The 24,361-nt window shown below is 69.2% G+C and carries 20 protein-coding genes and 1 tRNA gene; 3 read left to right on the top strand and 18 right to left on the bottom strand.

Translation table 11 applies throughout. The annotated features are described in order from the left end of the window. Nucleotides 1–72 precede the first annotated feature (72 nt). The 7 genes from ASE44_RS08510 to ASE44_RS08540 all read right to left on the bottom strand — a co-directional run bounded on the left by ASE44_RS08510 (nucleotide 73) and on the right by ASE44_RS08540 (nucleotide 5,041). Complete coding sequence (locus ASE44_RS08510; protein ID WP_056778933.1) at nucleotides 73–1,356, bottom strand: FAD-binding protein; 1,284 nt, start codon at nucleotides 1,354–1,356, stop codon at nucleotides 73–75. 56 nt (nucleotides 1,357–1,412) lie between these two features. Continuing rightward, nucleotides 1,413–1,766 (bottom strand): DUF6804 family protein, encoded by a 354-nt coding sequence (locus ASE44_RS08515; protein ID WP_056008389.1) that lies wholly within the window; start codon nucleotides 1,764–1,766, stop codon nucleotides 1,413–1,415. A 50-nt stretch (nucleotides 1,767–1,816) separates the two neighbouring features. Continuing rightward, nucleotides 1,817–2,308, bottom strand: a complete 492-nt coding sequence (locus ASE44_RS08520) for an SRPBCC family protein (RefSeq protein ID WP_056778936.1) — start codon at nucleotides 2,306–2,308, stop codon at nucleotides 1,817–1,819. A gap of 17 nt (nucleotides 2,309–2,325) precedes the next feature. After that, on the bottom strand, nucleotides 2,326–2,580 hold the full coding sequence (locus tag ASE44_RS08525; RefSeq protein WP_056778937.1) for a DUF1653 domain-containing protein: 255 nt from the start codon (nucleotides 2,578–2,580) through the stop codon (nucleotides 2,326–2,328). Between the two features lie 65 nt (nucleotides 2,581–2,645). Further along, nucleotides 2,646–3,611 carry a nuclear transport factor 2 family protein gene (locus ASE44_RS08530; RefSeq protein WP_056778940.1) on the bottom strand — a complete coding sequence of 322 codons (966 nt, stop codon included), beginning with the start codon at nucleotides 3,609–3,611 and terminating at the stop codon, nucleotides 2,646–2,648. Between the two features lie 91 nt (nucleotides 3,612–3,702). After that, complete coding sequence (locus tag ASE44_RS08535; RefSeq protein ID WP_235522569.1) at nucleotides 3,703–4,692, bottom strand: tyrosine-protein phosphatase; 990 nt, start codon at nucleotides 4,690–4,692, stop codon at nucleotides 3,703–3,705. Between the two features lie 259 nt (nucleotides 4,693–4,951). After that, nucleotides 4,952–5,041 (bottom strand) — tRNA-Ser (locus ASE44_RS08540). A gap of 109 nt (nucleotides 5,042–5,150) precedes the next feature. Here ASE44_RS08540 and radA point away from each other — a divergent pair. Next, nucleotides 5,151–6,527, top strand: a complete 1,377-nt coding sequence (gene radA / locus ASE44_RS08545) for a DNA repair protein RadA (RefSeq protein ID WP_056008403.1) — start codon at nucleotides 5,151–5,153, stop codon at nucleotides 6,525–6,527. Nucleotides 6,528–6,571: 44 nt separating this feature from the next. Here radA and ASE44_RS08550 read toward each other — a convergent pair whose 3' ends face one another. From ASE44_RS08550 to ASE44_RS08570, 5 genes are all read right to left on the bottom strand, one after another. Beyond that, complete coding sequence (locus ASE44_RS08550) at nucleotides 6,572–6,976, bottom strand: SseB family protein (RefSeq protein WP_056778944.1); 405 nt, start codon at nucleotides 6,974–6,976, stop codon at nucleotides 6,572–6,574. 57 nt (nucleotides 6,977–7,033) lie between these two features. After that, a complete protein-coding gene (locus ASE44_RS08555; protein ID WP_056008407.1) occupies nucleotides 7,034–7,705 on the bottom strand; it encodes a hypothetical protein in 672 nt (223 codons plus the stop codon). Nucleotides 7,706–7,814: 109 nt separating this feature from the next. After that, a complete protein-coding gene (locus ASE44_RS08560; RefSeq protein ID WP_082455907.1) occupies nucleotides 7,815–12,740 on the bottom strand; it encodes an ExeM/NucH family extracellular endonuclease in 4,926 nt (1,641 codons plus the stop codon). A gap of 260 nt (nucleotides 12,741–13,000) precedes the next feature. Continuing rightward, nucleotides 13,001–13,519 (bottom strand): amino-acid N-acetyltransferase, encoded by a 519-nt coding sequence (locus ASE44_RS08565; protein WP_056914186.1) that lies wholly within the window; start codon nucleotides 13,517–13,519, stop codon nucleotides 13,001–13,003. 79 nt (nucleotides 13,520–13,598) lie between these two features. Continuing rightward, a complete protein-coding gene (locus ASE44_RS08570; RefSeq protein WP_056778947.1) occupies nucleotides 13,599–14,975 on the bottom strand; it encodes a glucose-6-phosphate dehydrogenase in 1,377 nt (458 codons plus the stop codon). Nucleotides 14,976–15,057: 82 nt separating this feature from the next. On the opposite strand from ASE44_RS08570, the gene ASE44_RS08575 reads away from it, so the two are divergent. Continuing rightward, nucleotides 15,058–15,984 carry a Ppx/GppA phosphatase family protein gene (locus tag ASE44_RS08575; RefSeq protein WP_056780976.1) on the top strand — a complete coding sequence of 309 codons (927 nt, stop codon included), beginning with the start codon at nucleotides 15,058–15,060 and terminating at the stop codon, nucleotides 15,982–15,984. A gap of 82 nt (nucleotides 15,985–16,066) precedes the next feature. Here ASE44_RS08575 and ASE44_RS08580 read toward each other — a convergent pair whose 3' ends face one another. The 6 genes from ASE44_RS08580 to lysS form a co-directional block, all read right to left on the bottom strand. Then, a complete protein-coding gene (locus tag ASE44_RS08580; protein WP_056011489.1) occupies nucleotides 16,067–18,595 on the bottom strand; it encodes an ATP-dependent Clp protease ATP-binding subunit in 2,529 nt (842 codons plus the stop codon). Nucleotides 18,596–18,768: 173 nt separating this feature from the next. Next, complete coding sequence (locus tag ASE44_RS08585) at nucleotides 18,769–19,902, bottom strand: hypothetical protein (RefSeq protein ID WP_056008417.1); 1,134 nt, start codon at nucleotides 19,900–19,902, stop codon at nucleotides 18,769–18,771. 187 nt (nucleotides 19,903–20,089) lie between these two features. Further along, on the bottom strand, nucleotides 20,090–21,550 hold the full coding sequence (gene cls / locus ASE44_RS08590; RefSeq protein WP_056011491.1) for a cardiolipin synthase: 1,461 nt from the start codon (nucleotides 21,548–21,550) through the stop codon (nucleotides 20,090–20,092). 86 nt (nucleotides 21,551–21,636) lie between these two features. Further along, on the bottom strand, nucleotides 21,637–21,834 hold the full coding sequence (locus tag ASE44_RS08595) for a hypothetical protein (RefSeq protein ID WP_327078811.1): 198 nt from the start codon (nucleotides 21,832–21,834) through the stop codon (nucleotides 21,637–21,639). Between the two features lie 75 nt (nucleotides 21,835–21,909). Further along, nucleotides 21,910–22,056, bottom strand: coding sequence for a hypothetical protein (locus tag ASE44_RS18455; protein ID WP_157579829.1), 147 nt, complete (start codon nucleotides 22,054–22,056; stop codon nucleotides 21,910–21,912). A gap of 41 nt (nucleotides 22,057–22,097) precedes the next feature. After that, nucleotides 22,098–23,618 carry a lysine--tRNA ligase gene (lysS, locus tag ASE44_RS08600; RefSeq protein ID WP_056008419.1) on the bottom strand — a complete coding sequence of 507 codons (1,521 nt, stop codon included), beginning with the start codon at nucleotides 23,616–23,618 and terminating at the stop codon, nucleotides 22,098–22,100. 218 nt (nucleotides 23,619–23,836) lie between these two features. On the opposite strand from lysS, the gene ASE44_RS08605 reads away from it, so the two are divergent. Further along, the gene (locus tag ASE44_RS08605) at nucleotides 23,837–24,328 is read left to right on the top strand and encodes a DoxX family protein (RefSeq protein ID WP_082455908.1); all 492 of its coding nucleotides are present in this window, start codon (nucleotides 23,837–23,839) and stop codon (nucleotides 24,326–24,328) included. The last annotated feature ends 33 nt before the right edge of the window (nucleotides 24,329–24,361 follow it).

Raw genomic sequence — 24,361 nt, forward strand, 5'->3', positions numbered from 1 at the left:
GCATCGCGCTGGCGCCCGATGACCCGCGCTCACGCCGCCGCACCGCGCTGACACCCGGCCCATCAGCACCGGTTACCGGGGCAGGCGGACCCCGATGCGCTCCAGGTGCGCGTTCGTGAAGGTGCCGGCGGGATCCAACCGCTCGAACAGGTCCCGGGCGTCGGCGAGCCGCGGCACGACCTCGGCGATGCGCTCGGCGGTCAGGAGGTTGAGCTTGCCCCAATGCGGTCGGGCGCCGAACGGCGCGAGTGCCTCCTCGATCGCGGGCAGCACAGCCCGCACCTCCTCGGGCAGGTTGCGCCAGGTGAAGTGCACGGCGAGCATCTCGCGATGGTAGGCACCACTCAGCCAGAGCTTGTCGGGTGCCGCGGTGCGCAGTTCGGTCACGAGGAGCAGCGGGGCGATGCGGTCGCCGATGGCACGCAGCGCCGTGATCGCCGCGGGACCGTCGGCGCGGTCGATGAAGTACTCGGTCTGGATCTCGTCGCCGTTGCTCGGTGTCGACTCGAGTCGGAAGTGCGGCAGCCGCTCCCACCAGTCGCCGGGCACCCCGCCTTGCAGCGTGAGGTTGTCGGGGTCCGTCTCGACGAGGTTGCCGGCGGTCAGAGCGTCCCGCTGCACGCCGAGCCATGACTCCGGGACCACGGGCAGCTCGTCGTCACCGGCGACCAGGCGGGTCTTCCACCAGATCTGCTCGATGGTGTCGCCGAGCCAGTTCGTGAAGATGCTCACGCTGTACGCGCCGCCGGTGACGCCCTCGAAGTCGGCGAGGACCGCGTCCCACGGCACGTCGCGATAGACGTCCTGGCGCACCCGGTAGGCCGGCTGCACGTCGACGGTGACGCGGACGACGACACCGTACGCCCCGAGACCGATGACGAGGCCATCGAAGCCTGGGTCTCCGCGACGGACGTGGACGAGTTCGCCCGTGGCGTCGACGTATTCGAGGCCGCTCACGGCTGAGGAGAGGATGCCGTTGTCGTTGCCGGATCCGTGGGTGCCGGTCGCGATCGCGCCGCCGATGGAGATGTGCGGGAGCGACCCCATGTTGTGGAAGGCGAGGCCGTGTTCGGCGAGCCAGGCGGCGGCGATGCCGTAGCGGGTCCCGGCCCCGATCGTGACGGAGCCGGCGGCTTCGTCGAACACCGGGTCGGCGGGGATGTCGAGCACGGTGATGAGCGTGCCGTCGGAGTCGGCCAGGTCGGTGAAGGAGTGGCGGGTGCCGAGGGCGCGGACGCGCGTGCCGTTCCGGGCTGCGTCGGCCACCAGGGAGCGGACCTCGTCGATCGACGTGGCGTTCACGATCCGCGGCGCTGCGAAGGTGTGTGTGCCGGCCCAGTTGCGTTCAAGCGTCATGAGCGCAAGCTTGCCAGAGCGGGGACGACCCGCAGCCGTTCCCGAAACATTTCCGCTCAGGTGGCGGGTGGGGTGGCGTGCTTGTTCTCGAGGAGGATGCCGACGGCGACGAGCACCACACCGCCGAGGAACTGGGCGATGACCCAGGGGATGCCGCTGAACGGGAACGGGATGACGGGGTTCCAGACGATCGCCACGAGCAGCGTCGGGATCATCCAGAGCGGCTGCTTCGCCTGCCAGGCGAACACGGCCATGATGAGCGCGAGGATGCTCACGACGAACCGGACGATCGTGAACGCGTCGAGTTCGAGCAGCGCGAGTCCGAGCATGAGCGCGACCGCACCCAGGATGCCCGGGATGAGCGCCGGACGGAGGGCGAAGGGTGCAGGTGCGGGGGTCGGACTCGGCATCCCCCGAGTTTACGTGGAGCGGCGGGGTGTCGACCGTCGGTTCGAGCCGCTCACGCCTCCTCGACGAGTGCGGCGAGTTGCTCGGTGACGATCCCCCACCCGGCATGGAATCCGAGCTCCAGGTGCTGGTCGCGCTGCGCGATGCCGCTGTGGAGCGCGGTCGCCCGGTACCGGGTGCCGTCGGGGTGGTCCTCCATCTCGATCACGGTCGTGATGAACGGGTCCTCGGCAGGCCGCCATCCGGCGACGAGCGCCGTCGTCCACACGAGACGCTGCTCGGGGACGACCTCGAGGACACAGCCGGTGATCTGCGGGACGAACGCCTCCCCGTCCTCGCTGAACTCCGTGCGGAACGACCCGCCGGGCCACAGCTCGAGGTCGAGGACCCGGCAGACGGACGGCGCGGGCACCCACCAACGGCCGAGCGTCGCCGCGTCGGTCCACGCCGCCCAGACGGCTGACCGCGGCGCACGGATGACCCGCTCCACCAGGAGGTCTCGAGCGTCGGCGGGTTCGGGTTGCGGATCGGAAGTCTCGTCCATGCGGTGATCCTCCTCGTTCAGTCGCTGACGCGGGCGAAGCGCGGGCCGTCGTAGCCGTCGCGTGAGACGGGTTCGACGAACATCGCGAGCGGTCGCACCCACGACGTGGGCGGGGTCGACGTCGTCCGGTAGAAGACGTGCGGCTCCTCCGTCTCGCTGTGACGCCCGACGCCGATCACCTCGTACAGCGCACCCTTGAAGTGCCGGTACATTCCGGGTTCGACGCCGAAGTCCGCGCCGTCGTCGGAACTGCTGGTCGTGTCGTCGTTCATGCCGCGATTCTAGCCAGCGGGCGTCGTGGAGGCCGATCGTCGGTCCATGACGCCCGCGGCCAGGCTCAGCCGGCGGTCGGCACCACGTCCCAGTGCTCGCGGATGAGCTTGTCGTCGACACGGAAGAGGTCCGCCGCGAGGACCGGGTCGCCCGACTTCGCTCCGACGCTCTGCGAGAAGGTCCAGACGATGTCGCCGTCGCTGAGCGAGATGACCGACTCCTGCGGCGGGAAGGTGGAGGATCCGGAGAAGAACGACTTGAGCGCCGCCGTGCCGTTCGGGGCGACCGGGTTGTGCTGCAGGTACGCGGGGTCGAACGCCTTGTCGAGGATGGAGACGTCCTGGTCGCGGAAGAGCGTGTTGTACGCGTCCACCGCGAAGGTCCGGTTCTGCTCCTCCTGCTCCTCGGTCGGCGCGGCCGCGGGCTTCGCCGGTTTGTAAAGGTCGCTGAACATGGTGTTGGTGTTGCCGCTCGCCGGGGTGCCCGTGGCGATGGGCTGGTCGAAGGACCAGCGTTCGACCACGGCGCCGTCGCGCAGACGGAACAGGTCGACCGCTGCTTCGCCGGTCCGCTCGTCGGCCGGATCGGAGGCAACCTGGTAGTGCACGGCGACGAGGTCCCCATCGGCCGCTGTGTGCTTGACGACCGCCTGTGCCCCGGGGACGCGGCCCCGGTCGGCGGTGAACTCGCTGAGCAGCCCGCCCGGCCCGGCCTTCTGCCCCGAACCGTGCGCGACGGCGTCGGCGGCGACGAGCTTGTCGGCGGTCGCCTGTGCCTGCGAGGACGTGGGATCGGGGAACGCGTCCGTGTACAGCTTGAGCACGGCGGCGAGGTTCTTCTGCTCGGTCTTGGAATCCGCGCGGTCGCCCATCGCGCCGCCGTCGTCGCGGCCGTTCGTCGCCGACGAAGCGGACGACGACGGGTCGGCGGTGGCCGCCGAAGTGGCCTGGCAGCCGGCGAGCATCGAGACGCCGGCGAGGACGACGGCGGTGCGGACGAGCGGGACGAGGACGGCACGTGATCTGGTCATGACTTCACTGTGCGACGCAGTGCTGTGCCTCAGATGAGGCGTCCCTGGGCGTAGCTGGGAATCCGTGTTTTCCAGTTCGTCGAGGGTGCGGCTACTTGCCGGGGGCCCGGCGCGACCGGTTGAGGACGGAGGCGATTCCCCCGAGCAGCACCACTCCAAGAGCTCCCACACCGGCGATGACCCAGACGGGCGTGTGCGAGCGTGCCTTCACCGTCGTGCCCGGTGCGGACTGGTCGGCGGAGACGAGGTACCGGCTCTGCAGCGCGGCGCGTTCCCGGTCGGTCACGCCGATGGTCTTGGTCAGGTACGAGTCCATGCCCGAGTACTTCGTGGTGATGTCGTGCTCGAAGGTTCCCTGCAGCAGGTCCGGCGTGGCCCAGGTGACCCCGAGCTGGGTGTTGGACAGCAGATAGTCGTGCAAAATGTCGGACTCGGAGACACCGAGGACGTGGTCGAGCAGGTCGACCACCGTGCCCGTGCGGTCCATCCCGTGCGAGCAGTGAACCAGGACGGTACCTCCGGTGTGGTCTGCGAGCAGCTGGAGCACCTGCCCGTACGCGCTGATCATCTGACCGGGCGACGATGCGTCGTGCCCCTTGTCGACGAGGTCGTGGTACATCGCCGTGTCGTCGCTGTAGTCACCGTCTGCGCCGAAGAGCGAGACGGCGACGTAGCGGGCACCGGGAACCGGGACGTCCGGCTTCGCTGCGATCTGCGTCGGCGTGCGGAGGTCGATGACGAGATCCACGTGGTGCGTGTCGGCGAGCGTCTTCGCCCCGGCTGCGGTGATCGCGTCGAGGGACTCGGAGCGGATGAGTCGGGTCGCGTCGACGGTCTTGCCGTCCCGACCGCGGACGGCGTTCAGCTCGCGGCCGTTGACGAGTCCTGGCACATCGGTGATCGGATGGTCTTGCGCCGTCAGCGCGGGCTGATCCGGCGACGGGGAGCTGGTGCTCGACGTCGCACTCATCGCGGAGGCGGCTTGGGCGCCGGTTGCCGTGAGTCCGACGGCGGCAGCGGTGCAGAGGACGACTGCGGCCAGTCGAATGGTCTTGCGCGGGTGAGGGGTTGGAACAGTCACGGTGGTCCTCGTTCGGCTGGGTTCGGTGTCGGCTGCGACTCGGCCGCCGACGGGATGCCCTGAACGCTAAGCACGGGAAGTGCCGCGACAACAGACACGAGGTGGCCGTCAGGTGACGTGTGACTGGGAACCTGCCCGTCGGCGATGTGGGGCTCCAGGGTTCTCTCAGCTCACCCGGACGGCCGACCAATCGTGCGTCCGGCCGGACACGAAGAAGCCCCCTCCGTCCCGGTGCTGCTCGGGTGGAGGGGGCTTCTGCTGGCGGTACCGGTGGGATTTGAACCCACGGTGCTCTTTCAAGCACACAACTTTTCGAGAGTTGCACCTTCGGCCGCTCGGACACGGTACCGGGGTCGAGTGTAATAGAAGACGAGCGCCGACGCGAATTGAGCGATGCCGCTCATCCACAGGCGGCGCGGAGGGCCGGTGGTGTCGGTGGCCACGCCTAGGCTGGCCGCATGGCCAAGGCACACTCCCCTGCATTCCGCTGCACCGAATGCGGCTGGACCACCGCCAAGTGGGCCGGCCGGTGCGGCGAATGTCAGCAGTGGGGAACGGTCGTCGAGGCGACGGCCCCCACCGGTGTCCTCGGCAAGTTGACCCCGATCCGCGCGACCGACGAGCGCGCCGCCCGCCCCATCACCGAGGCCCGCTCCGACGAGGCGCCACGATGGTCGAGCGGCATCGCCGAGTTCGACCGCGTCCTCGGCGGCGGGATCGTGCCGGGCGCCGCCATCCTGCTCTCCGGCGAGCCGGGTGTCGGCAAGTCGACCCTGCTCCTCGAGGTCGCGTCCCGGGCCGCGAAGACCGGCGCCCGTGTGCTCTACGTGAGCGCCGAGGAGTCGGTCAGCCAGGTCCGCCTCCGCGCCGAACGCACCGGCGCCCTCCACGACGACCTGTACCTCGCCTCCGAGACCGACCTCGCCACCATCCTCGGCCACATCGACCAGGTCGACCCGAAACTCCTCATCGTCGACTCCGTGCAGACGGTCTCGTCCTCGCAATCCGACGGGCTCGCCGGCCAACCAGGTCAGGTCCGCGAGGTCTCCGCCGTCCTCACCCGCATCGCCAAGGAGCGCGACCTCCCGATCCTCCTCGTCGGGCACGTCACCAAAGACGGCTCGATCGCCGGACCCCGGCTCCTCGAACACCTCGTCGACGTCGTCTGCCAGTTCGAGGGCGACCGCCACACCGCACTGCGCTTCCTCCGCGCGCAGAAGAACCGCTTCGGCGCGACCGACGAGGTCGGCTGCTTCGAGATGGCCGGCGACGGCATCGCCGAGGTCCCCGACCCGAGCGCGCTCTTCCTCAGCCAGAACGAGCCTGTGGCCGGCACCTGCGTCACCATCGTCATGGAAGGCCGCCGCGCTCTCCCCGTCGAGGTCCAGGCACTCATCAACAAGACGCAAGCACCGAACCCCCGCCGGGTCACCAACGGCGTCGACCCGTCCCGCGTGGCGATGATCCTCGCCGTCCTCCACGGGCGGTACTCCTACGACCTCAGCGACCACGACGTCTACATCTCCACGGTCGGCGGCGTGAAGATCACCGAACCGGCGGCCGACCTCGCGATCGCCCTCGCCCTCGTCTCCGTCATCCGCGACCTCGCCCTCCCCCGCGACCTCGCGGCCTACGGCGAGATCAGCCTCAGCGGCGAGGTGCGCCCCGTGAGCGTCGCGAAGCAGCGCGGTGCCGAGGGCAACCGCCTCGGCTACAAGCTGCTGCTCAACTCCGACGTCAGCAACGACCTCAAGTCCGTGCTGGGCATCGCGAAGACCGCAGCTGAGGCAGCACGGCCCGCCCGACGCGAGCGCGAGCTCGACGCGGCCTTCTGAGCCGACCGCCCGCGGTCAGGATCGGGCTCTTCGGCCGCCCGCGGCTACTCCGCCGGCGCCTCGAGTTCGAGGACGCGGAGCAACTCCTCCGGCGACGCCTGCAGGGAGTGCGGACCGGCGACGTCGAAGAGCACCGTCTCGATGTCGTCACCGTAGGTGCGGAGGAAACTCGCAAGCCAGGCGCCGTCGTGCAGGCCCACGTAGGGAGGCAGGGCGGCCGGCTTGTTCTTCGCATCGGAGAAGAGGAGCAGCGCGAGCCTCGCGGTCTCCGGCTGCCGGAACATCCAGACCTCGCCGGTCTCCGTCGGCTTGTCGGGATTGCCCGGCTTCATGAGTGGGACGACGAACCGCCCGTTCCGCAACGCGAGCGCCACCGCCACCATGTCGCCGGCGGCGAGGGCCGCGGCCAAGGGCTCGGAACGGAACTCGGGTCGCTTCTGCTTCGCCATGCCTCCATTGTCGCAGGCCGGTGCCGGGCAGCAGAGTGGCCCGGCGAGACCCTCGGCTCAGTTCAGGAGGAACTGTGCGCTGTCTGCGGAGGCGAACCCGCCGATGGAGGTGTTGAGGTGGTACGACGCACCCGCTGCCGGCACCGGGTCGCGCGGCGTATCGCAGGTATCGGGGGCCGACCGTGTGCGGTCCCAGGTGATCGGCGGGTTCGACGAGACCGTCTTCCCCGGCTCCAGAAGCACCTGCTGGTCGCTCGGCGCCGTCTGGCAGTCGGTGGAGGTCCAGTACGGTTCCTCGCCACTCGAGACGGTGAACACCTGCTGGCTCGTGCCGGCGTTCATCGTGCACACGGCCGAGCCGGTGTTCGTCACGCTCAGCGACAGCTGGGGCAGCTCGCCCGCCGCGAAGCTCGTGCCGTTGACGACCGCCTCGACGCGGATCTGGTCCGCGGTGCACGCAGCCGCCGAACCGGGGTCAGTGGTCGCGGCCTCGTCGATCGGCGCGGTCGTGGACGTCTCGGGCGCAGCGCTCGCGACCGGCGGTGCGGACGCCGACGGGGTCGGTGACGACGACGAGGCAGCCGGCTCGGCACCGGAACCCGACGCCAGCCGGACGATCAGGACGACGACCAGGATGACGACGGCGAGCAGGGCGCCGAACACGATCAGCCTGCGTCGCCAGTAGACGGCGGGCCGCTCCGGTCCGCGGGGATTCGTGAGGCTCGACATGCTCACAGATTAAGTGCAGTCGCACGGAAACGCCCGATGCCCCGCCGTCGGTGCGGACCGTGGTCCGACCGATGACGGGGCATCGGGATGGTGCGGGGTGTCGCGAGCGCTAGAGCTGCTGCGCCGAGCGACGACGCGCGATCACGAGCGCGAGACCACCGACGAGGAGCAGTGCGGCGAGCGCCGCGTTCCCCCACGGCTCGGCACCCGTGTTGCTCAGGCTGCCGTCCTGGCTGCCGCCGGCCGTGCCGGAACCGCTGCCGGTCCCGCCGCCCGCACCGGGCTGGGTGCCCGGGTCGGTGCCGGGGTCGACCGCCGCTGCCTGCACGACGATGTCCTGCCAACCGATGACGTTGCCGTCGGCGTCCTGGACGACCAGGCGGTGCGAGCCGACCGGGGCGTCCTCAGGCACGGTGACCTGCACGTTGCCGTCCGCGTCGACCTGCACGAGGCCGTCGCTGACGAGGATCGGGTCGGAGTGCAGCCAGACGCTCACCCAAGTGCCGGCGTACTCCTTGCCGACGTGGATCGTGGCGAGCTTGCCGATGATGAAGTCGGTGATCGCCTTGATCAGGTCCTTCAGCGCCTGGATGAGGGCCGAGTCCGGGGCGGGCGTCGGCGGCGTGACCACCGGCGGCGTCGCGACCGTGAGCGGCACCGTCAGCGTCGTCCCCGACTCGAGGGCCGTGAGGCGCACCGTCGCCGCGCCGTCGGCCGTGCCGGCCGGCAGCGTGAACGAGACCGTTGCGGCACCGGCCGTGACCGGGACCGTTCCGACGGCTGCACCGTTGACCTCGATGGCGAGCGAGGTGTTCACCGGGCTGCCCGTGGAGGTCAGGTCGAGCTTCGCGACGTCGAACGTGACCTTCCCGCCGGCGGCGATCGCCGCGGTCGGTACGTTCGTGACCTGCACGCTCTGGCGGGCGAAGTCCGGAGCGACCGGGCTGTTCGCCGTGAGGTACGAGACCCACGCGTCGCGGTCGACGAGACCGGAGTCGCGCGTGTCGGTGCCGTTCGCGAACTCACGGAAGTTGTCGCCACCCTGCAGCAGGAAGCTGAAGGAGCCGATCCGGTAGCTCTTCGTCGGGTCGATGGGCTCACCGTTCACCGTGATGCTCGTGATGCGCTCGCCCTGACCCTTCGTGGGGTCGAAGGTGTACTGGACGTTCGACGACAGGCCGAGCTGCAGGTACGGACGAGACGGCACGTTCCCGGCCGCGTCGATCTGCCACTGCTGCTCGAGCACCGTCTTGAACTGGGCACCCGTGAGCGAGGTCGTCCACAGGTTGTTGAGGAACGGAAGCACCGCGTTCGCCTCGGCGTACGTGATGTCACCGGCGAGGATCTCCTCGCGCATGCCACCCGGGTTGACGATGCCGATGTCGGCCCCGCCGCGGTCCGCGCTCGAGAGCGAGGCCCGGAGGGAGTCGGCGACGAGCGCACCGAGCGTGGACTCCGCACCGCGGTCGTCCTTCACCCCGTTGTTGAACGCGCGGGTGATGTCGGCCTTCGCTTCGCCGATCTTCCGGTTGCCGATCTCCGCCGCGACCGCGAGGGCCTTGTCGGTGATCGTCTTGACCGTGGCGACCGCCGGGTACTGCTTGACGAGGTCGGCCTCGGCCACGGTGGTGCGCGCGACGTTCTTCGCCGTGTAGGCGGTCACGTCACCCGATGCGCGGTCGACGGTCAGCGTGATCTGGCCGATGAACTCGCCGTAGCTGCCGGTCTGGAGCACGGGGCGGGTCTTGCCGGTCACGCCGGGGATCGGAGCGTCCCACGCGTACTGCTTGTGCGTGTGGCCGGTGAAGATCGCGTCGACCTCGGCACTCGTCGTGGTGACGATGTCGGTGAAGGCACTCTTCTCGGCGAGCTCCTGCTCGAGGGTCGCGCCGTCCGGCGTGCCGGCTCCAGCACCCTCGTGGTACTCGGCGACGATGACGTCGGCCTCACCGTTGGACTCGTCGCCGTCGCTGAGCTGGGCGGCGACGCGGTTCACGGCCTCGACCGGGTCCCCGAAGTCGAGGTCGGCGATGCCCGCGGGCGACACGAGCGTCGGCGTCTCCTCGGTGATGGCGCCGACGACGGCGACCTTCACCCCGTCGATGTCGAGGATCGTGTACTCCTGAAGTGCGGGCTGCTTCGTGCCCTTCTCGTAGACGTTGGCCCCGAGGTACGGCCAGGCCGCGTTCTTCCCGTCGGCCATGACGCGGTCGACGAGGTCGCCGTAGCCCTGGTCGAACTCGTGGTTGCCGACCGCGGAGGCCGCCAGACCGAGTGCGTTGAGCACGTCGATCGTCGGCTGGTCCTCCTGCGACGACGAGGCGAAGAGCGAGGCTCCGATGTTGTCGCCGGCGGAGATGAACGCCGTCTGGTCGGGCGCGAACATCGACTTCAGCTGCTCGATCGTGCCGGCGAACTTCGTCGTGTTGGCGTCGATCCGACCGTGGAAGTCGTTGATGTTCAACAGGTTGACGGTCGCGGACTCGCTCGCGTCTGCGCTGATGCCGACGATCACGGGGTCGTGGTCACTCGACCGGAACATGTCCGGCACGTTGAAGTCGGTCACGTTCGCGTTGTACCGCGAGTACTCGAGGGCGATCGACTCGACCGAGTTGATGTTCCACACGTCGGCGCCGGTGACGCTCTGGTCGGCCTCCGGCGACGCGAAGATGTGGTCGAGCGAGCCGACCGCACCGTCGTAGGCGTAGGTGTACTCGCCGGTCTTCGCCTCCTGGCTGAGGTAGCCGGCGTCACGGAGCACGTCCAGCGGGTCCTCGGCGTCGTAGGAGTTGAAGTCACCGACGAGGAAGACCTTCTTCGTGCCGATGTCCTTCGAGACCGTGTCGGCGAAGGCCACGAGGGCCTTGGCCTGACGCGTGCGGTCGCCGGTGAAGGCGCCCTGGCCGGTGTTGGCGTTGTCGCCCGTCGCGGCCTTCGAGGTGCTCTTCGACTTGAAGTGGTTCGCGATCACGAGGAACGTCGCCGCGTCGTCCGCGCCCTTCGGCTTGAACGCCTGCGCGTCCGGCTCGCGGGCGTTGTCGAAGGCGGGCTCGTCGAGCAGGATGCGCGATTCGCCAACCGTCTCGACGGTGGCGGACTTGTAGATGAACGCCGTGCGGATGACGTCCTCGTCCGCGGGGACCTTCGCGGGCGAGGGGACGAACGTCCAGGTGCCCTCACCGGCGGCGGCGTTGAGGGCCGCCGTCAGCGTCTTGAGGGCGTCGTCGCGGTCGAGACCGATCGACGCGGAGTTCTGGATCTCCTCGAGCGAGACGACGTCGGCGTCGAGGGCGTTGATCGCCGAGACGATCTTGGCCTGCTGACGCGCGAGGCTCTCGGCCGTGGCCGCTCCGCGCACGCCGCAACCGGCGGCGTCGGAGTTGTCGACGGTCGTCTTGCCACCGTCACGGTCGCTGTAGAAGGTGCAACCGGTGCGCGAGTCGCCGGTGGTGGCGAAGTAGTTCAGCACGTTGAAGGTCGCGAGCGAGACGTCGCCGCCGACCCCGCGGGGCGAGGTGGTGCGTGTGTTCTCGAACGTCGCCGGCTGCGCCTCGGCCGCGTTGGCGCCCGTCAGGTGCTGCGTGGGCTGGAACTTCCAGTTGCTGTTGCGGAAGTCGAAGACGACCGGAGCGGTGAACGCGACGGCTGCACCGACGCGGACGGGTGCGGTGGTCGAGACGTACGGGAGCGGGATGCCGGTGTTCTCCGCCTTCGAGAAGTCGATGGTGGAGGCGTCGTCGAGGACGACCTTCTCCGCCGGGACCCGTGCCGCAGCGGCGAGCGCCTCGGCGGACCCGGGCTTGCCGAGCACGGTCGGGGTGACGAACGGGCTGTCCGACGCGGCCAGGCCGACCTCGCCGTACCGGTTGGTGGCGTAGGTGTCGGTGACGGTGTAGTCGCCCGCGGGAGCCACGAGCATGCCTTCGAGACGCTCGCGCTCCTCATCGGTGGCCGGGAACGCGACCGTCGCTGCGGTCGGTGCCTTGACCCCGGTGGCGTCGAGCGTGGTGACCGCCGCGGCGTCCGTGACCTTCAGCTGCGTGAGGCCGTAGTACTCGTCGACCACGCCGGTGACCTGCACGTACTGACCGACCGCGACGGAGCCGACGGTTGCCGGTGAGTAGACGAAGACCCCGTCGGACGCGAGGTGGGTCGCGGGGTCGATGGCGCCGCCGGTCCCCTCGGTCTGCAGGTAGTAGCCGTTGAAGCCGCCCGTGGGGAAGCTGGCGGTGACGAAGCCCTTCGTGGTCACCGTCTGGCCGACCATGGTGCTCGCGGCCGCGGTGCCCTGGATCTCGGCGATCGTCGCGACGCCGGGCTCGACCGGGGTGGTCGGGTCGGTGGGCTCGGGGCTCGGCTCCGGGTCGGGGGTCGGCTCGGGGTCGACCGGGGTGTCGCCCGCACTGTTCTGCGGGGTGACGGTGTCGCTGAGTCCGAAGTCCGCGGTGTTGCTGTCGGTGTCGGCGAAGTCGGTGCGCACGATCGACTGCGGCACGGCGTTGCCCGACGGCGACGGCGACGCGGCCGTCTCGAAGGTGTTCGAGGTGCCGTAGCCGAGGAGGTCGACGATGGTCGGGTCGGCGACGACGGAACCGGTCGGCAACGTCACGGCGGCCGTCGAGGCGACGAGCGCGAGCGTGCCGTTCTGCCCCTGCGGGCTCAGGGAGCTCGTCACGTCCGGGGTCGGCAGCGCGACGCCGTTGGCGCCGTTCGACGATCCGGAGACGAGGTAGTACCCGCCGGCTGCGATGGAGCCGGTGAGCGGGACCACGGTGGAGGAGGCGCCGACACCGTCGAGCTTCCGGTACTGGATGGACCAGCCGCTGACGTCGACGGGCGTCGCGCCCGGGTTGTACAGCTCGACGAACTTGTTGAGATAGGGCGCGTTCGCGCTCCCACCCGAGAGGTAGGCCTCGTTGATGACGACGCCGAGGCCGTCCGTCGAGGCGAGTGCGGGTGTCGCCACGAGCGGTGCGGCGACGAGCCCGGCAAGGGCGGCGAAGGCGGACAGCCTCCACGGGTGTTTGAACGACATGTGGCTCCGAATCGAGGGCCGTCCTCGTTCGGGGCGCGCGACAACGCACCCCCCATTCGAGGCACAGACGATGGGTAGTGCCTCACAAGCTAACCGACATGCGTGACGGAAGACCACCGGAAATGTGAACGGCACGTAAACCCGGGCGTGCTCATCTGAGCAGACCCACTTCAGCCCGAGGCACTCGAACGCCTGGTCAGCAGCTGATTGTGAACGGTCTCATGACCCCACCCGCGGGCCACCAACCTTCAAGCGGTGGTTCAGAGCAGCTTGAGCATCCGGGTGTTACCGAGCGTATTGGGCTTCACCCGCGCGAGGTCGAGGAACTCGGCCACACCCTCGTCGGAGGAGCGCACGAGCTGCGCGTAGACCTCCGGCGGGACGATCTCCTCGCCGATCTCCTGGTACCCGTGCCGCGTGAAGAAGCCGGTCTCGAAGGTCAGGCAGAACAGGCGACGCAGGCCGAGCTCGATTGCGTCGTGCTCGAGGCGTTCGACCAGCGCGTGGCCGACACCGGTTCCGAGGTGGTCGGCCGAGACGGCGAGCGTGCGGACCTCGCCGAGATCCTCCCAGATGACGTGGAGGGCGCCGCATCCGATGAGCTCGCCGTCGGCGGTCTCGGCGACGCGGAACTCCTGGACCGCCTCGTAGAAGACGACGTCGTCCTTGCCGAGGAGGATGCGCTGCTGCACGAGCGGTTCGACGAGCTGCTGGATGCGGCGGACGTCACCGGTGCGGGCGCGACGGACGGTGTATCCCTGCGGAGCCTGCTCGACCATCTCGCCTCCCAGCGTCAGAACCTCCGAGCAAGTCTACTGACGCCCGCGCGGTGTTCCCGACCGAGCGAGGGCCTCCGGGTCAGTGCCAGGACGCGGGACCAGCGCCCCCCGCCGGGTAGGTGTCGATCGACACCTCGTCCTTGCGCCACGCCTTGAGGACCGGCGCGACGATCCGCCAGCACTGCTCGGCGACGTCGCCGCGCACCGACAGCGTCGGGTCGCCCTCGAGGATGCTCGACAGGACCTCGCCGTACGCGCTCAGCTGCCCGGCCTGGAGTTCCGCGTGGAGGGCGACGGGGTCCAGCTCGAACGGGTCGTCCTCGCCGTTGATCATCAGGTCGAGGTCGAGCGACGCCGGCTTCAGGCCGATCCGCAGCCGCGCCGGCGTCTTCGTCCCGTGGAGGCCGGCGGGCAGGTGCGGCACCGGCTTGAAGGTGAACACGATCTCCTGCCGCGTGCCCGACAACGCCTTCCCCGAGCGCAGCACGAACGGCACGCCGGCCCACCGCCAGTTGTCGATCGCGAGCGTCATCTCGGCGAGCGTCTCCGTGTGGTTCGAGGGGTCGACCCCCTGCTCGTCGATGTAGGCGGGCAGCTTGCGGTCGCCGATCGCGCCGGCGCCGTAACGCGCCCGCCGACTCTCCGTCCCGTCGGTCTTCCACGGTCGTGTCGCGCGAAGCACCTGCGCCATCCCGCCGCGCAGGTCCTCGGCATGCACGCTCGCCGGGGGCTCCATGGCGGCGAACGCGAGCACGAGCAGCAGGTGGCTCTGGATCATGTCGATCAGCGCTCCGGCCCGGTCGTAGTAGCCGGCACGACCCTCGAGTGCCAACTGCTCGTCGAAGACGATGTCGACGCGTTCGATGTTGTCGGCCGACAGCAGCGGCTCGAAGATGCGGTTCGCGAAGCGCAGGCCGAGGAGGTTGAGGACCGTGGACTTGCCGAGGAAGTGGTCGACACGGAACACCTGCTCCTCGGGCACGAGGTGCTGGAGGAGTCGGTTGAGCGAGCGTGCGGAGGCGTAGTCGGTCCCGAACGGCTTCTCCAGGGCGAGCATGATGCCCTTCGGGAGCTCCAGCTTCCGCAGCGCCTTGCAGGCGAGCAGGGTGACGGCCGGCGGCAACGCGAAATACAGCGCGACGTTCGGGCCGGCGGCCTCGAGGACCCGCTCGAGCGACGCGGGGTCGGAGACGTCGGCCTGCAGGTAGGTGGTCTCGGAGACGATCGCATCGGCCAGCTTCGAGGGGGCGTCGGCGAAGGAGCTCGCGACCCGCTTGCGCCACGCCTCGTCGGTCGACTCCGAGCGATCCACGCCGATCAAGCGCACGGCCTCGCCGCGCGGCGAGGCGAGAAGCGAGGCGAGCCCGGGGAGGAGGAGTCGTGCCGTGAGGTCTCCCCCGGCGCCGAGGATGACGAGCGTGCGAGGGGCTGCGGCTTCGGAGCTGGCGGCGTTCATGCCGCGATCCTACGGGGTGTGGTCGATCATCTGCGCGACCTTGCGCGCCGCCTGCGATCCCCCGGCCCGGTACGGTGAGGGCATGCGACTCGGAGTCCTCGACGTGGGATCGAACACCGTCCACCTGCTCATCGTGGACGCCCACCCCGGCGCTCGCCCCATCCCCCAGTCGTCGCACAAGTCGGTGCTGCGACTCATGCGCTACCTCCTGCCCGACGGCTCCATCAGCGACGAGGGTGTCACCGTCATCCTCGAGTCGATCGGCGCTGCCGCGGCGATCGCCCGCGAGAGCGGCCTCGACGAGCTGCTCTCGATGGCGACCTCCGCCATCCGCGAGGCTACCAACGGACCCGAAGTCCTCGCCCTCGTGGAAGCACGGACCGGCATCGCACTCCAGGTGCTGTCCGGTGACGACGAGGCGAAGCTCACCTTCCTCGCCGTCCGCCGCTGGTACGGCTGGTCCGCCGGCGAGATGCTGCTGCTCGACATCGGCGGCGGTTCCCTCGAGATCGCCGCCGGCGGCGACGAGGTCCCCGACGTCGCCATCTCGCTCCCGCTGGGTGCCGGGCGTTCCACCGTCGGGTTCCTCCACGACGACCCGCCGACCGCCGCCCAGCAGGAGGCACTCCGGCTGCACGCCCGTCAGGTGCTCGCCGACGCCCTGCCGGCCTTCGTCGCCGAACCGGACGCGCATCACGTCGTCGGGTCGTCGAAGACCATCCGCTCGCTGGCGCGGCTCGCCGGCTCGGTCGCCGACGGGATCGGCGGTACCGAACGGTCGCTGCTGCGCCGCAGCCAGCTCGACGACTGGATCCCCAGGCTCGCGAGGATCCCGGCCGAGGCGCGCCCCGCACTCCCCGGCATCACCGCCGACCGCACCTTCCAGATCGTCGCCGGCGGGATCGTCCTCTCCGAGGCGATGGCCGCCTTCCGCGTGCGCGAGCTCGACGTCTCCCCCTGGGCACTCCGCGAGGGCATCATCCTCCGCTACCTCGACCGCCTCGGCTGACCCGGGCCGCTCCGGGGTCCGGTCCGGCCATACGACGAAGGCCCCCACTCCGCGGAGTGGGGGCCTTCGGTGGTGCTGGTGACTACTCGCCCGTGATCGCGAGGTCGGGCGTTGCCGAACCCGTCCCGAGCGAAGCCTGCGAGTTCACGCCGGCACCGACGGACTCGCCGCGGGCCGAGGTCGTGAACGCGAACGCCCCGTCCACGAAGTCGACGTGCACGTGGTCGCCGGCGTTCAGCTGGCCGTGGAGGATCTGCTCGCTGAGCTGGTCCTCGACCTCGCGCTGCATGGCACGACGCAGCGGACGCGCACCGAGGGTGGGGTCGAACCCGACCTCGATGAGTCGCTCCTTCGCGGGCAGCGTGAGCTCGATCGTCATGTCGCGGTCGAGCAGACGCTCCGACAGACGCTTCGTGAACAGGTCCACGATCTGCAGGAGCTCCGGCTTCGACAGCTGCGGGAACACGATGATGTCGTCGACACGGTTGAGGAACTCGGGCTTGAAGTGCTTCTTCAGCTCCTCGTTCACCTTGCCGCGCATGATGTCGTACCCGGTCGAGGCGTTGCCCTCGATCTGGAAGCCGACGGGCCCACCGGCGATGTCGCGAGCACCGAGGTTGGTGGTCATGATGATGACGGTGTTCTTGAAGTCGACGACACGGCCCTGACCATCGGTCAACCGGCCCTCTTCCAGGATCTGGAGGAGCGAGTTGAAGATGTCGGGGTGCGCCTTCTCGATCTCGTCGAAGAGCACGACGCTGAACGGCTTGCGACGCACCTTCTCGGTGAGCTGGCCGCCCTCTTCGAAGCCGACGAACCCGGGAGGAGCACCGAACAGTCGCGAGACCGTGTGCTTCTCGCCGTACTCCGACATGTCGAGCGAGATGAGCGCGCCTTCGTCGTCGAACAGGAACTCGGCGAGCGCCTTGGCCAGCTCGGTCTTACCGACACCCGTGGGGCCGGCGAAGATGAACGAACCGGACGGACGCTTCGGGTCCTTCAGACCGGCACGGGTGCGTCGGATGGTCTTCGAGAGGGCCGAGATGGCCTCCTCCTGACCGATGACGCGCTGGTGCAGGGCCTTCTCCATGAAGACGAGCCGCGAGGACTCCTCCTCCGTGAGCTTGAAGACGGGGATACCGGTCGCCTGGGCGAGCACCTCGGCGATCAGACCCTCGTCGACCTCGGCGGTGGTCTTGACGTCGCCCGAGCGCCACTGCTTCTCGAGGCGCAGACGCTCGCCGAGGAGGTTCTTCTCCTCGTCGCGGAGCGAAGCGGCCTTCTCGAAGTCCTGCTCCTCGATGGCCGTCTCCTTGGCCTCGCGGACGCCGGCGATCTTGTCGTCGAACTCGCGCAGCTCCGGAGGGCTCGAGAGGATCGACAGACGCAGGCGCGCGCCGGCCTCGTCGATCAGGTCGATGGCCTTGTCGGGCAGGAAGCGGTCGGAGATGTAGCGGTCGGCCAGGTTGGCGGCCGAGACGAGTGCACCGTCGGTGATGGACACCTTGTGGTGGGCCTCGTAGCGGTCGCGCAGCCCCTTGAGGATGTTGATCGTGTGGGGCAGCGACGGCTCCATGACCTGGATGGGCTGGAAGCGGCGCTCGAGTGCGGCGTCCTTCTCGAAGTGCTTGCGGTACTCGTCGAGCGTGGTGGCACCGATGGTCTGGAGCTCACCGCGTGCGAGCAGCGGCTTGAGGATGGACGCGGCGTCGATCGCGCCTTCAGCGGCACCGGCACCCACGAGGGTGTGGATCTCGTCGATGAAGACGATGATGTCGCCGCGGGTGCGGATCTCCTTGGTGACCTTCTTCAGGCGCTCCTCGAAGTCACCGCGGTAGCGGCTTCCGGCGATGAGCGAGCCGAGGTCGAGCGAGTACAACTGCTTGTCCTTCAGCGTCTCCGGGACGTCGCCCTTGACGATCGCCTGGGCGAGGCCCTCGACGACCGCGGTCTTACCGACACCGGGCTCACCGATCAGGACCGGGTTGTTCTTGGAACGACGGGAGAGGATCTGCATGACCCGCTCCATCTCCTTGTCGCGACCGATGACCGGGTCGAGCTTGTTGTCGCGCGCGGCCTGGGTGAGGTTGCGACCGAACTGGTCGAGGATCTGGGATCCGCCCTGGGCCTGCTGCTCGCTCTGGTTGCCGCCGACGGGCGCGGCTTCCTTGCCCTGGTAGCCGGAGAGCAGCTGGATGACCTGCTGGCGCACCCGGTTGAGGTCAGCGCCCAGCTTGACGAGGACCTGGGCGGCGACGCCCTCACCCTCGCGGATGAGGCCGAGCAGGATGTGCTCCGTGCCGATGTAGTTGTGGCCGAGCTGCAGCGCTTCGCGCAGGCTCAGCTCCAGCACCTTCTTGGCGCGCGGCGTGAACGGGATGTGTCCCGTCGGCTGCTGCTGGCCGGTGCCGATGATGTCGGTGACCTGCTCGCGCACGGCATCCAGGGAGATCCCGAGAGACTCGAGCGCCTTGGCGGCCACTCCTTCGCCCTCGTGGATGAGGCCGAGCAGGATGTGCTCGGTCCCGATGTAGTTGTGGTTGAGCATCTTGGCCTCTTCCTGGGCCAGGACGACGACACGACGCGCACGGTCGGTGAATCTCTCGAACATGATCACTCTCCTCCGGCACCGGGCAGGGTGGTGATGCCGTTAGTAGGAGCGTAACGACCACCGCAGCTCTCATCGCCCCTGTTCGCCGTGGGCGTGATGCCGGGGGTCCGGGAACGCCGCAGCGCACGTGCACCTGGCACGTGCGCTGCGGGTGTGGACGGATCGCGGGTGGATCAGACGGGGAACCGGACAGTCGCGGCGAGCGCCCCACCGCCGGGGACGTCCTCGGCTCGGACGGCGAGGATCCTGGCGTCGGACAGGAGTGCCCGTCGGAGGATCTCGTCGATCACGCCGTAGTTCGACGCGTCGGCCTCCTCGTCGAGGGTGACGACACCGGTGGCCTCGTCGACCGTGCCGGGCAGGTTCGTGTCGATGTCGACGAACAGGGTGTCGACGGCGTTCGCGGTCGCGGCGCGTGCCACGTCGCCGAGGTCGGTCACCGCGCGTCCGTTCGACGCCCGGGTGCCGAACTCCTCGCAGAGCGCGTGCAGCTCCGCGGCGTACAGCTCGTCGAGGATCGGTCGTGCCGCGGCGGCGAGCTGTTCGTCGGAGCGTTCCTGCTGATTGCCCTCGATCTCGGGCTTCACCAGCTGCTTGGACGTGCTCACCGAGCGGAAGATCCCCGTCATCGGTTCGGCACCCGCGAGGATGAGCGGTTCCTTCGAGTTCGCGAGGATCGGCGCGAGCGCCTTGTCGATGATCTGCGCGTACTCCTGCATCCGGATCTTCTGGCCCTCCGAGCCCTGGATGCGTCCGAGCTGCTCGCGGCCGTTCGAGCCCCGCCCACGGATGGAGTCGACGTGAGCCGCCGCCGCGACGTCCTCGGGGATGTCCAGCTCGATGCTCGTCGCCGGCAGGTCGCGCGCGACCGCGACGAGGCGGACCCCGCTCTGCGCCAGGGCCAGCACGTAGGCGGACTGCGGGAAGGTGAGCGCCCGCATGAGCGGTTTGATGTAGAAGCGGTCCGACACCTCGGTGCACGAGCGCAGGACGTTGGGCACACGGAAGTACCGGGTCGTCGTCGGGCTGACGAAGATGGCCAGGCTCGAGGACAGGTACCGGAGGAAGTCCGGGTCCTCGAGGAGGCGGTCGATCTCGTCGGTGAACCGCCCGACCGCGGCACGGTCCGCTCCCGCCGCAGCCAACTGCTCCACCGCCTGTTTGACCTGGTTCTTCAAGTCGAGCCGGATGTGGCTCGTGTCCGCGGGGTTGGTGCTCGTCTCGAGGTAGATCGACACGCTCGACGCTTCTCGGGCGTTCGCGAGCTCGACGATGTCGGAGCGGGTCGGAATATCGGTGTGGTGCACTGATGCCTCCTTCGATCGCGTCAGGCGAAGGGTCGACCGGGAGCAGGCGACGCCGTCGTGGGCCTGACTTGCCCCCAGTATAGGGACGCGGTCGCCGCGCGGCCCTGGCGGATTCGCCGGGGATTCGGAGGCGGAGCGGGCGCCGTCGGGCTCGCTCAGCGCACCCGTCGCCGGGCCGTGCCGACCGCTACTGGAGCGCCGAGGTGAGTCGGGCGAGGTTGTCGAGGACGGTCGAGCGCAGCGGCTGCTTCAGCCATTCCGCGAGCGTCAGCTCCTTGCTGATCTCGCGGTACCCGTCCTCCACGGCACGCATCTCACGGACGAACTCCCGCCCACGGACCATGAGCGACACCTCCAGGTTGAGACCGAAGGACCGCATGTCCATGTTGCTCGAGCCGATGACCGCCACGTCGTCGTCGATCGTGAAGTGCTTGGCGTGCAGGATGTACGGCGCCGGGTACTGGAAGATCCGCACCCCCGCCCGCAGAAGCGCCTCGTAGTACGACCGCTGTGCGTGCCACACCACCGCCTGGTCGCCGATCTCGGACACGAACAGATCGACCGGGACCCCGCGCTGCACGGCGGTCGTGACGGCGGCGAGCAACGACTCGTCGGGGACGAAATACGGACTCGTGATGACGATGCGCCGTTGCGCCGCGTAGATGAGCGCGAGGAAGAGCTTGAGGTTGTTGTCGCCGTCGAACCCGGGGCCGCTCGGCACCACCTGGAGTTCGAGGTCGCCGGCCGGGCGGGCGTCGAGCAACCCGACCTCCTGCGACAGCACGTCGCCCGTCTCGCTGTACCAGTCGCTCAGGAAGATCGTGTTGATGCCGGCGACCCCCGGGCCCTCCACCCGGGTCATGAGCTCCTGCCACTGGAGCCCGCGTTTGATGTTGCCCGGCTTGTTGTAGCTCCGGTCGATCATGTTCTGCGACCCCATGTACGCGACGGCGCCGTCGACGATCACCATCTTGCGGTGGTTCCGGAGGTCGGGACGTTGGAACTTCCCCTTGAAGGGCTGGAGCGGCAGCATGAGCGCCCACTGCGCCCCCATCGCCGTGAGGCGCTGCAGGGTGTGCTTGTAGTCGGGGGTCCGCCAGCTCGCGAAGTGGTCGAGCAGCACCCGGACGGTGACGCCGCGATCGATGGCGCGTTCCAGCGCGTCGAAGAACGGTTTCGTCGTCCGGTCGCAGGTGAGGATGTAGAACTCGACGTGCACGAAGTGCTCGGCGCGGTCGACGTCGCCGGCCATCGCGTGGATGGAGGCCTCGTAGTCGCCGATGAGGCTCGCGGCGTTGCCGCCCTGGAGCGGCATCGAGCCGAGGTTGCGGTTGAGTGTCACGACCGATCGGAACCACGCCGGCGCGTTCGAGGTCAGGTTCGCCTTGACGAGGTCGCGGGTCGTCTGACGGATGTACACGTTGATGTCGTACTGCTTCCGCCGACGCACCCGCGGCAGCTTCGGATTGCCGATGAGCAGGAAGACGATGACGCCGAGGTACGGGATGAGGAAGATGGCCAGCAACCAGGCCATCCCGGCGGTGGGGCGCCGGTTGCGCGGGACGACGATGACCGCGATGACCCGGATGATGAAGTCCAGGACGAGGGCGGTGATGCCCAGCCAGTTCCAGGAGAACTCGATCGTCATGTCGCCCATCCGCTCAGGTGCCGAGGCTCCAGCCTACTGACCGCCCCGGACTGCGGGCATGCGACACCGCGGCGTCGGACGGAGGCTCAGACCTCGCGGGGGGCCGTGGAGTCGACGGGCGGCAGACCGAGCTTGGCCCGCTGCTCGGCCTCGACCTGCGCGTACGCCTTGCGCTCGTTGCGGTCGGAGCGCAGGATGGCACGCATCACGACCCAGAAGATGACGCCGACGACCACGGTGGGCAGCAGCGACCAGAGCGCATTCAGCCAGTAGTCCTCGATCACCCGTCAATCGTACCGCCCTTCGACAGGCGCAGGGACCGGAAGGACGGGTCGCTCAGGAACCGCCCTTCGACAGGCTCAGGAACCACCCGCGAGGGCGCCCCAGAGGCCGCTCACCACGAGGTAGAGGCCGATACCGCTCACCACGATCCAGATCGTGATCCGCGCCGTCGTCGGTCCTTGCTTCTTGGGGTCCTGGTGGTCGCCCGGGTCCATCATGCTCATCGTCGCGCCTGACTGTTCGTGGTCGTGCTGCCGGTGGGCCGCTACTTGACCAGGGGGAAGAGGATCGTCTCGCGGATGCCGAGACCGGTGAGCGCCATGAGGAGGCGGTCGATGCCCATGCCCATGCCGCCCGACGGCGGCATGCCGAACTCGAGGGCCCGCAGGAACTCCTCGTCGAGACGCATCGCCTCGACGTCGCCCTGCGCGGCGAGCTTCGCCTGTTCGATGAACCGCTCGCGCTGCACCACCGGGTCGACGAGCTCGGAGTAGCCGGTCGCCAGTTCGAAGCCGCGGACGTAGAGGTCCCACTTCTCGACCGCGCCCTCGACGGAACGGTGCGCCCGGACGAGGGGGCTCGTGTCGACCGGGAAGTCCATCACGAAGGTCGGGCGCTCGAGGCCGCCCTTCACGAAGTGCTCCCACAGCTCCTCGACGTACTTGCCGTGGATGGGGTGGGGCACCTCGACCCCCTCGCGCTCCGCGAGTGCTTTGAGCTCCTCGATCGGGGTCTGCGGGGTGATCTCCACACCGGCTGCGGCGGAGAGGCTCTCGAACATCGAGATGCGGTCCCAGTCGCCGCCGAGGTCGAACTCGGTGCCGTCGGCCCAGGTGACGACGTGGCTGCCGCTCGTGGCCAGTGCGGCGTTCTGGATGAGGGTCTGGGTGAGGTCGGCCATGGTGCCGTAGTCGCCGTAGGCCTCATACGCCTCGAGCATCGCGAACTCCGGGCTGTGCGTGGAGTCGGCACCCTCGTTGCGGAAGTTGCGGTTGATCTCGTAGACGTGGTCGATCCCGCCGACGACGGCGCGCTTCAGGTAGAGCTCCGGCGCGATGCGCAGGTAGAGCTCGGTGTCGAACGCGTTCGAGTGCGTGACGAACGGCCGTGCCGACGCGCCGCCGTGCATGACCTGCAGCATGGGCGTCTCGACCTCGACGAAGTCGCGCTCCGTGAACGTCTGGCGGAGGCTCGCGACGGTCTTCGCCCGGTCGAGCACGTTCTTGCGCGCCTGGTCGCGGGCGATGAGGTCGAGGTACCGGCTGCGGACCCGGGTCTCCTCGTTCAGCTCGTTGTGGAGGTTCGGCAGCGGGAGGATCGCCTTCGCGGCGATGGTCCACTCGGCCACCATGATCGACAGCTCCCCACGGCGACTGGAGATGACCTCCCCGGAGACGAAGACGTGGTCGCCGAGGTCGACGAGCTCCTTCCACGCGGCGAGCTGCTCGTCGCCGACGCTCGCGAGACTCACCATGGCCTGGATACGGCTGCCGTCGCCCGACTGCAGGCTCGCGAAGCAGAGCTTGCCGGTGTTGCGCAGGTGCACGACCCGCCCGGCGACGCCCACGGTCACGCCGGTCGCCTCGTCGGGCTGCAGCTCGCCGTAGCGGGCGCGCACGGCCGGGATGGTGTCCGTGATGGGCAGGGTGACCGGGTAGGCGCCACCGGCACCGGAGGTCGCCTCGTCGATGAGGCGCTGGCGCTTCGCGAGGCGGACGGCCTTCTGCTCGGAGAGCTCTGCCTGCTCTGCTGCGTCGTCGATCGGCTCTGGCGTCGTGTCAGTCATGCGGTGCGATTCTCCTCGTGCGGTCACTGGAGTTTACCGGGGACCACGCTCGGGCTGCGCGCACGGACGGTTTCCTATGAACCGGCTATCGACGGCCTGACAAGGGTCTCGAAGAACCGTTCCGAGCACCCTGTCGTGGCCTCGGCCCGTGCTTGGCTCGGAGGCCAGGAGTCCCGATCGGGGGCACCGACGCCGGAAACGAACTCGAAAGGCTCGTCATGACGACGCTCTCCGACCACCAGCACACCGACCACCGCGACGCCACCGTCGTCCCACCGGTTCCGGCCTCGGCCGCCGCCGACCGGCGCTCCGTCGGCCTCGACGCCGGGCTCGTCCTCCTCCGCGTGGTCCTCGGGGTGGTCTTCATCGCGCACGGGCTGCAGAAGTTCCTCGTCGACACGATCCCGGGCGTCGCCGCCGGCTTCGGCGGGATGGGCATCCCGCTCCCCGACGTGACCGCGGTCGTCGTCGCCGGACTCGAGGTCGTCGGTGGACTCCTGCTCATCGTCGGGCTCGGCACCCGCGTCATCGGGGCGCTGCTCGCCGTGACGATGGCGGTGGCCCTGGTCCTCGTGCACCTGCCGGCCGGCTTCTCCGCCGCCGAAGGTGGCTTCGAGTACGTCATGGTGCTCGGCGTCGCCGCCCTCGCCCTCGCCCTCACGGGCCCGGGTCGGTTCGCGATCGACGCGCTCATCCGCCGTCGCCACTGACCCCGGTACCACGACGTCGCCCACTCCGTCTGG

The sequence above is a fragment of the Plantibacter sp. Leaf1 genome (assembly GCF_001421315.1).
In the GTDB taxonomy this organism is placed as follows: Bacteria; Actinomycetota; Actinomycetes; order Actinomycetales; family Microbacteriaceae; genus Plantibacter.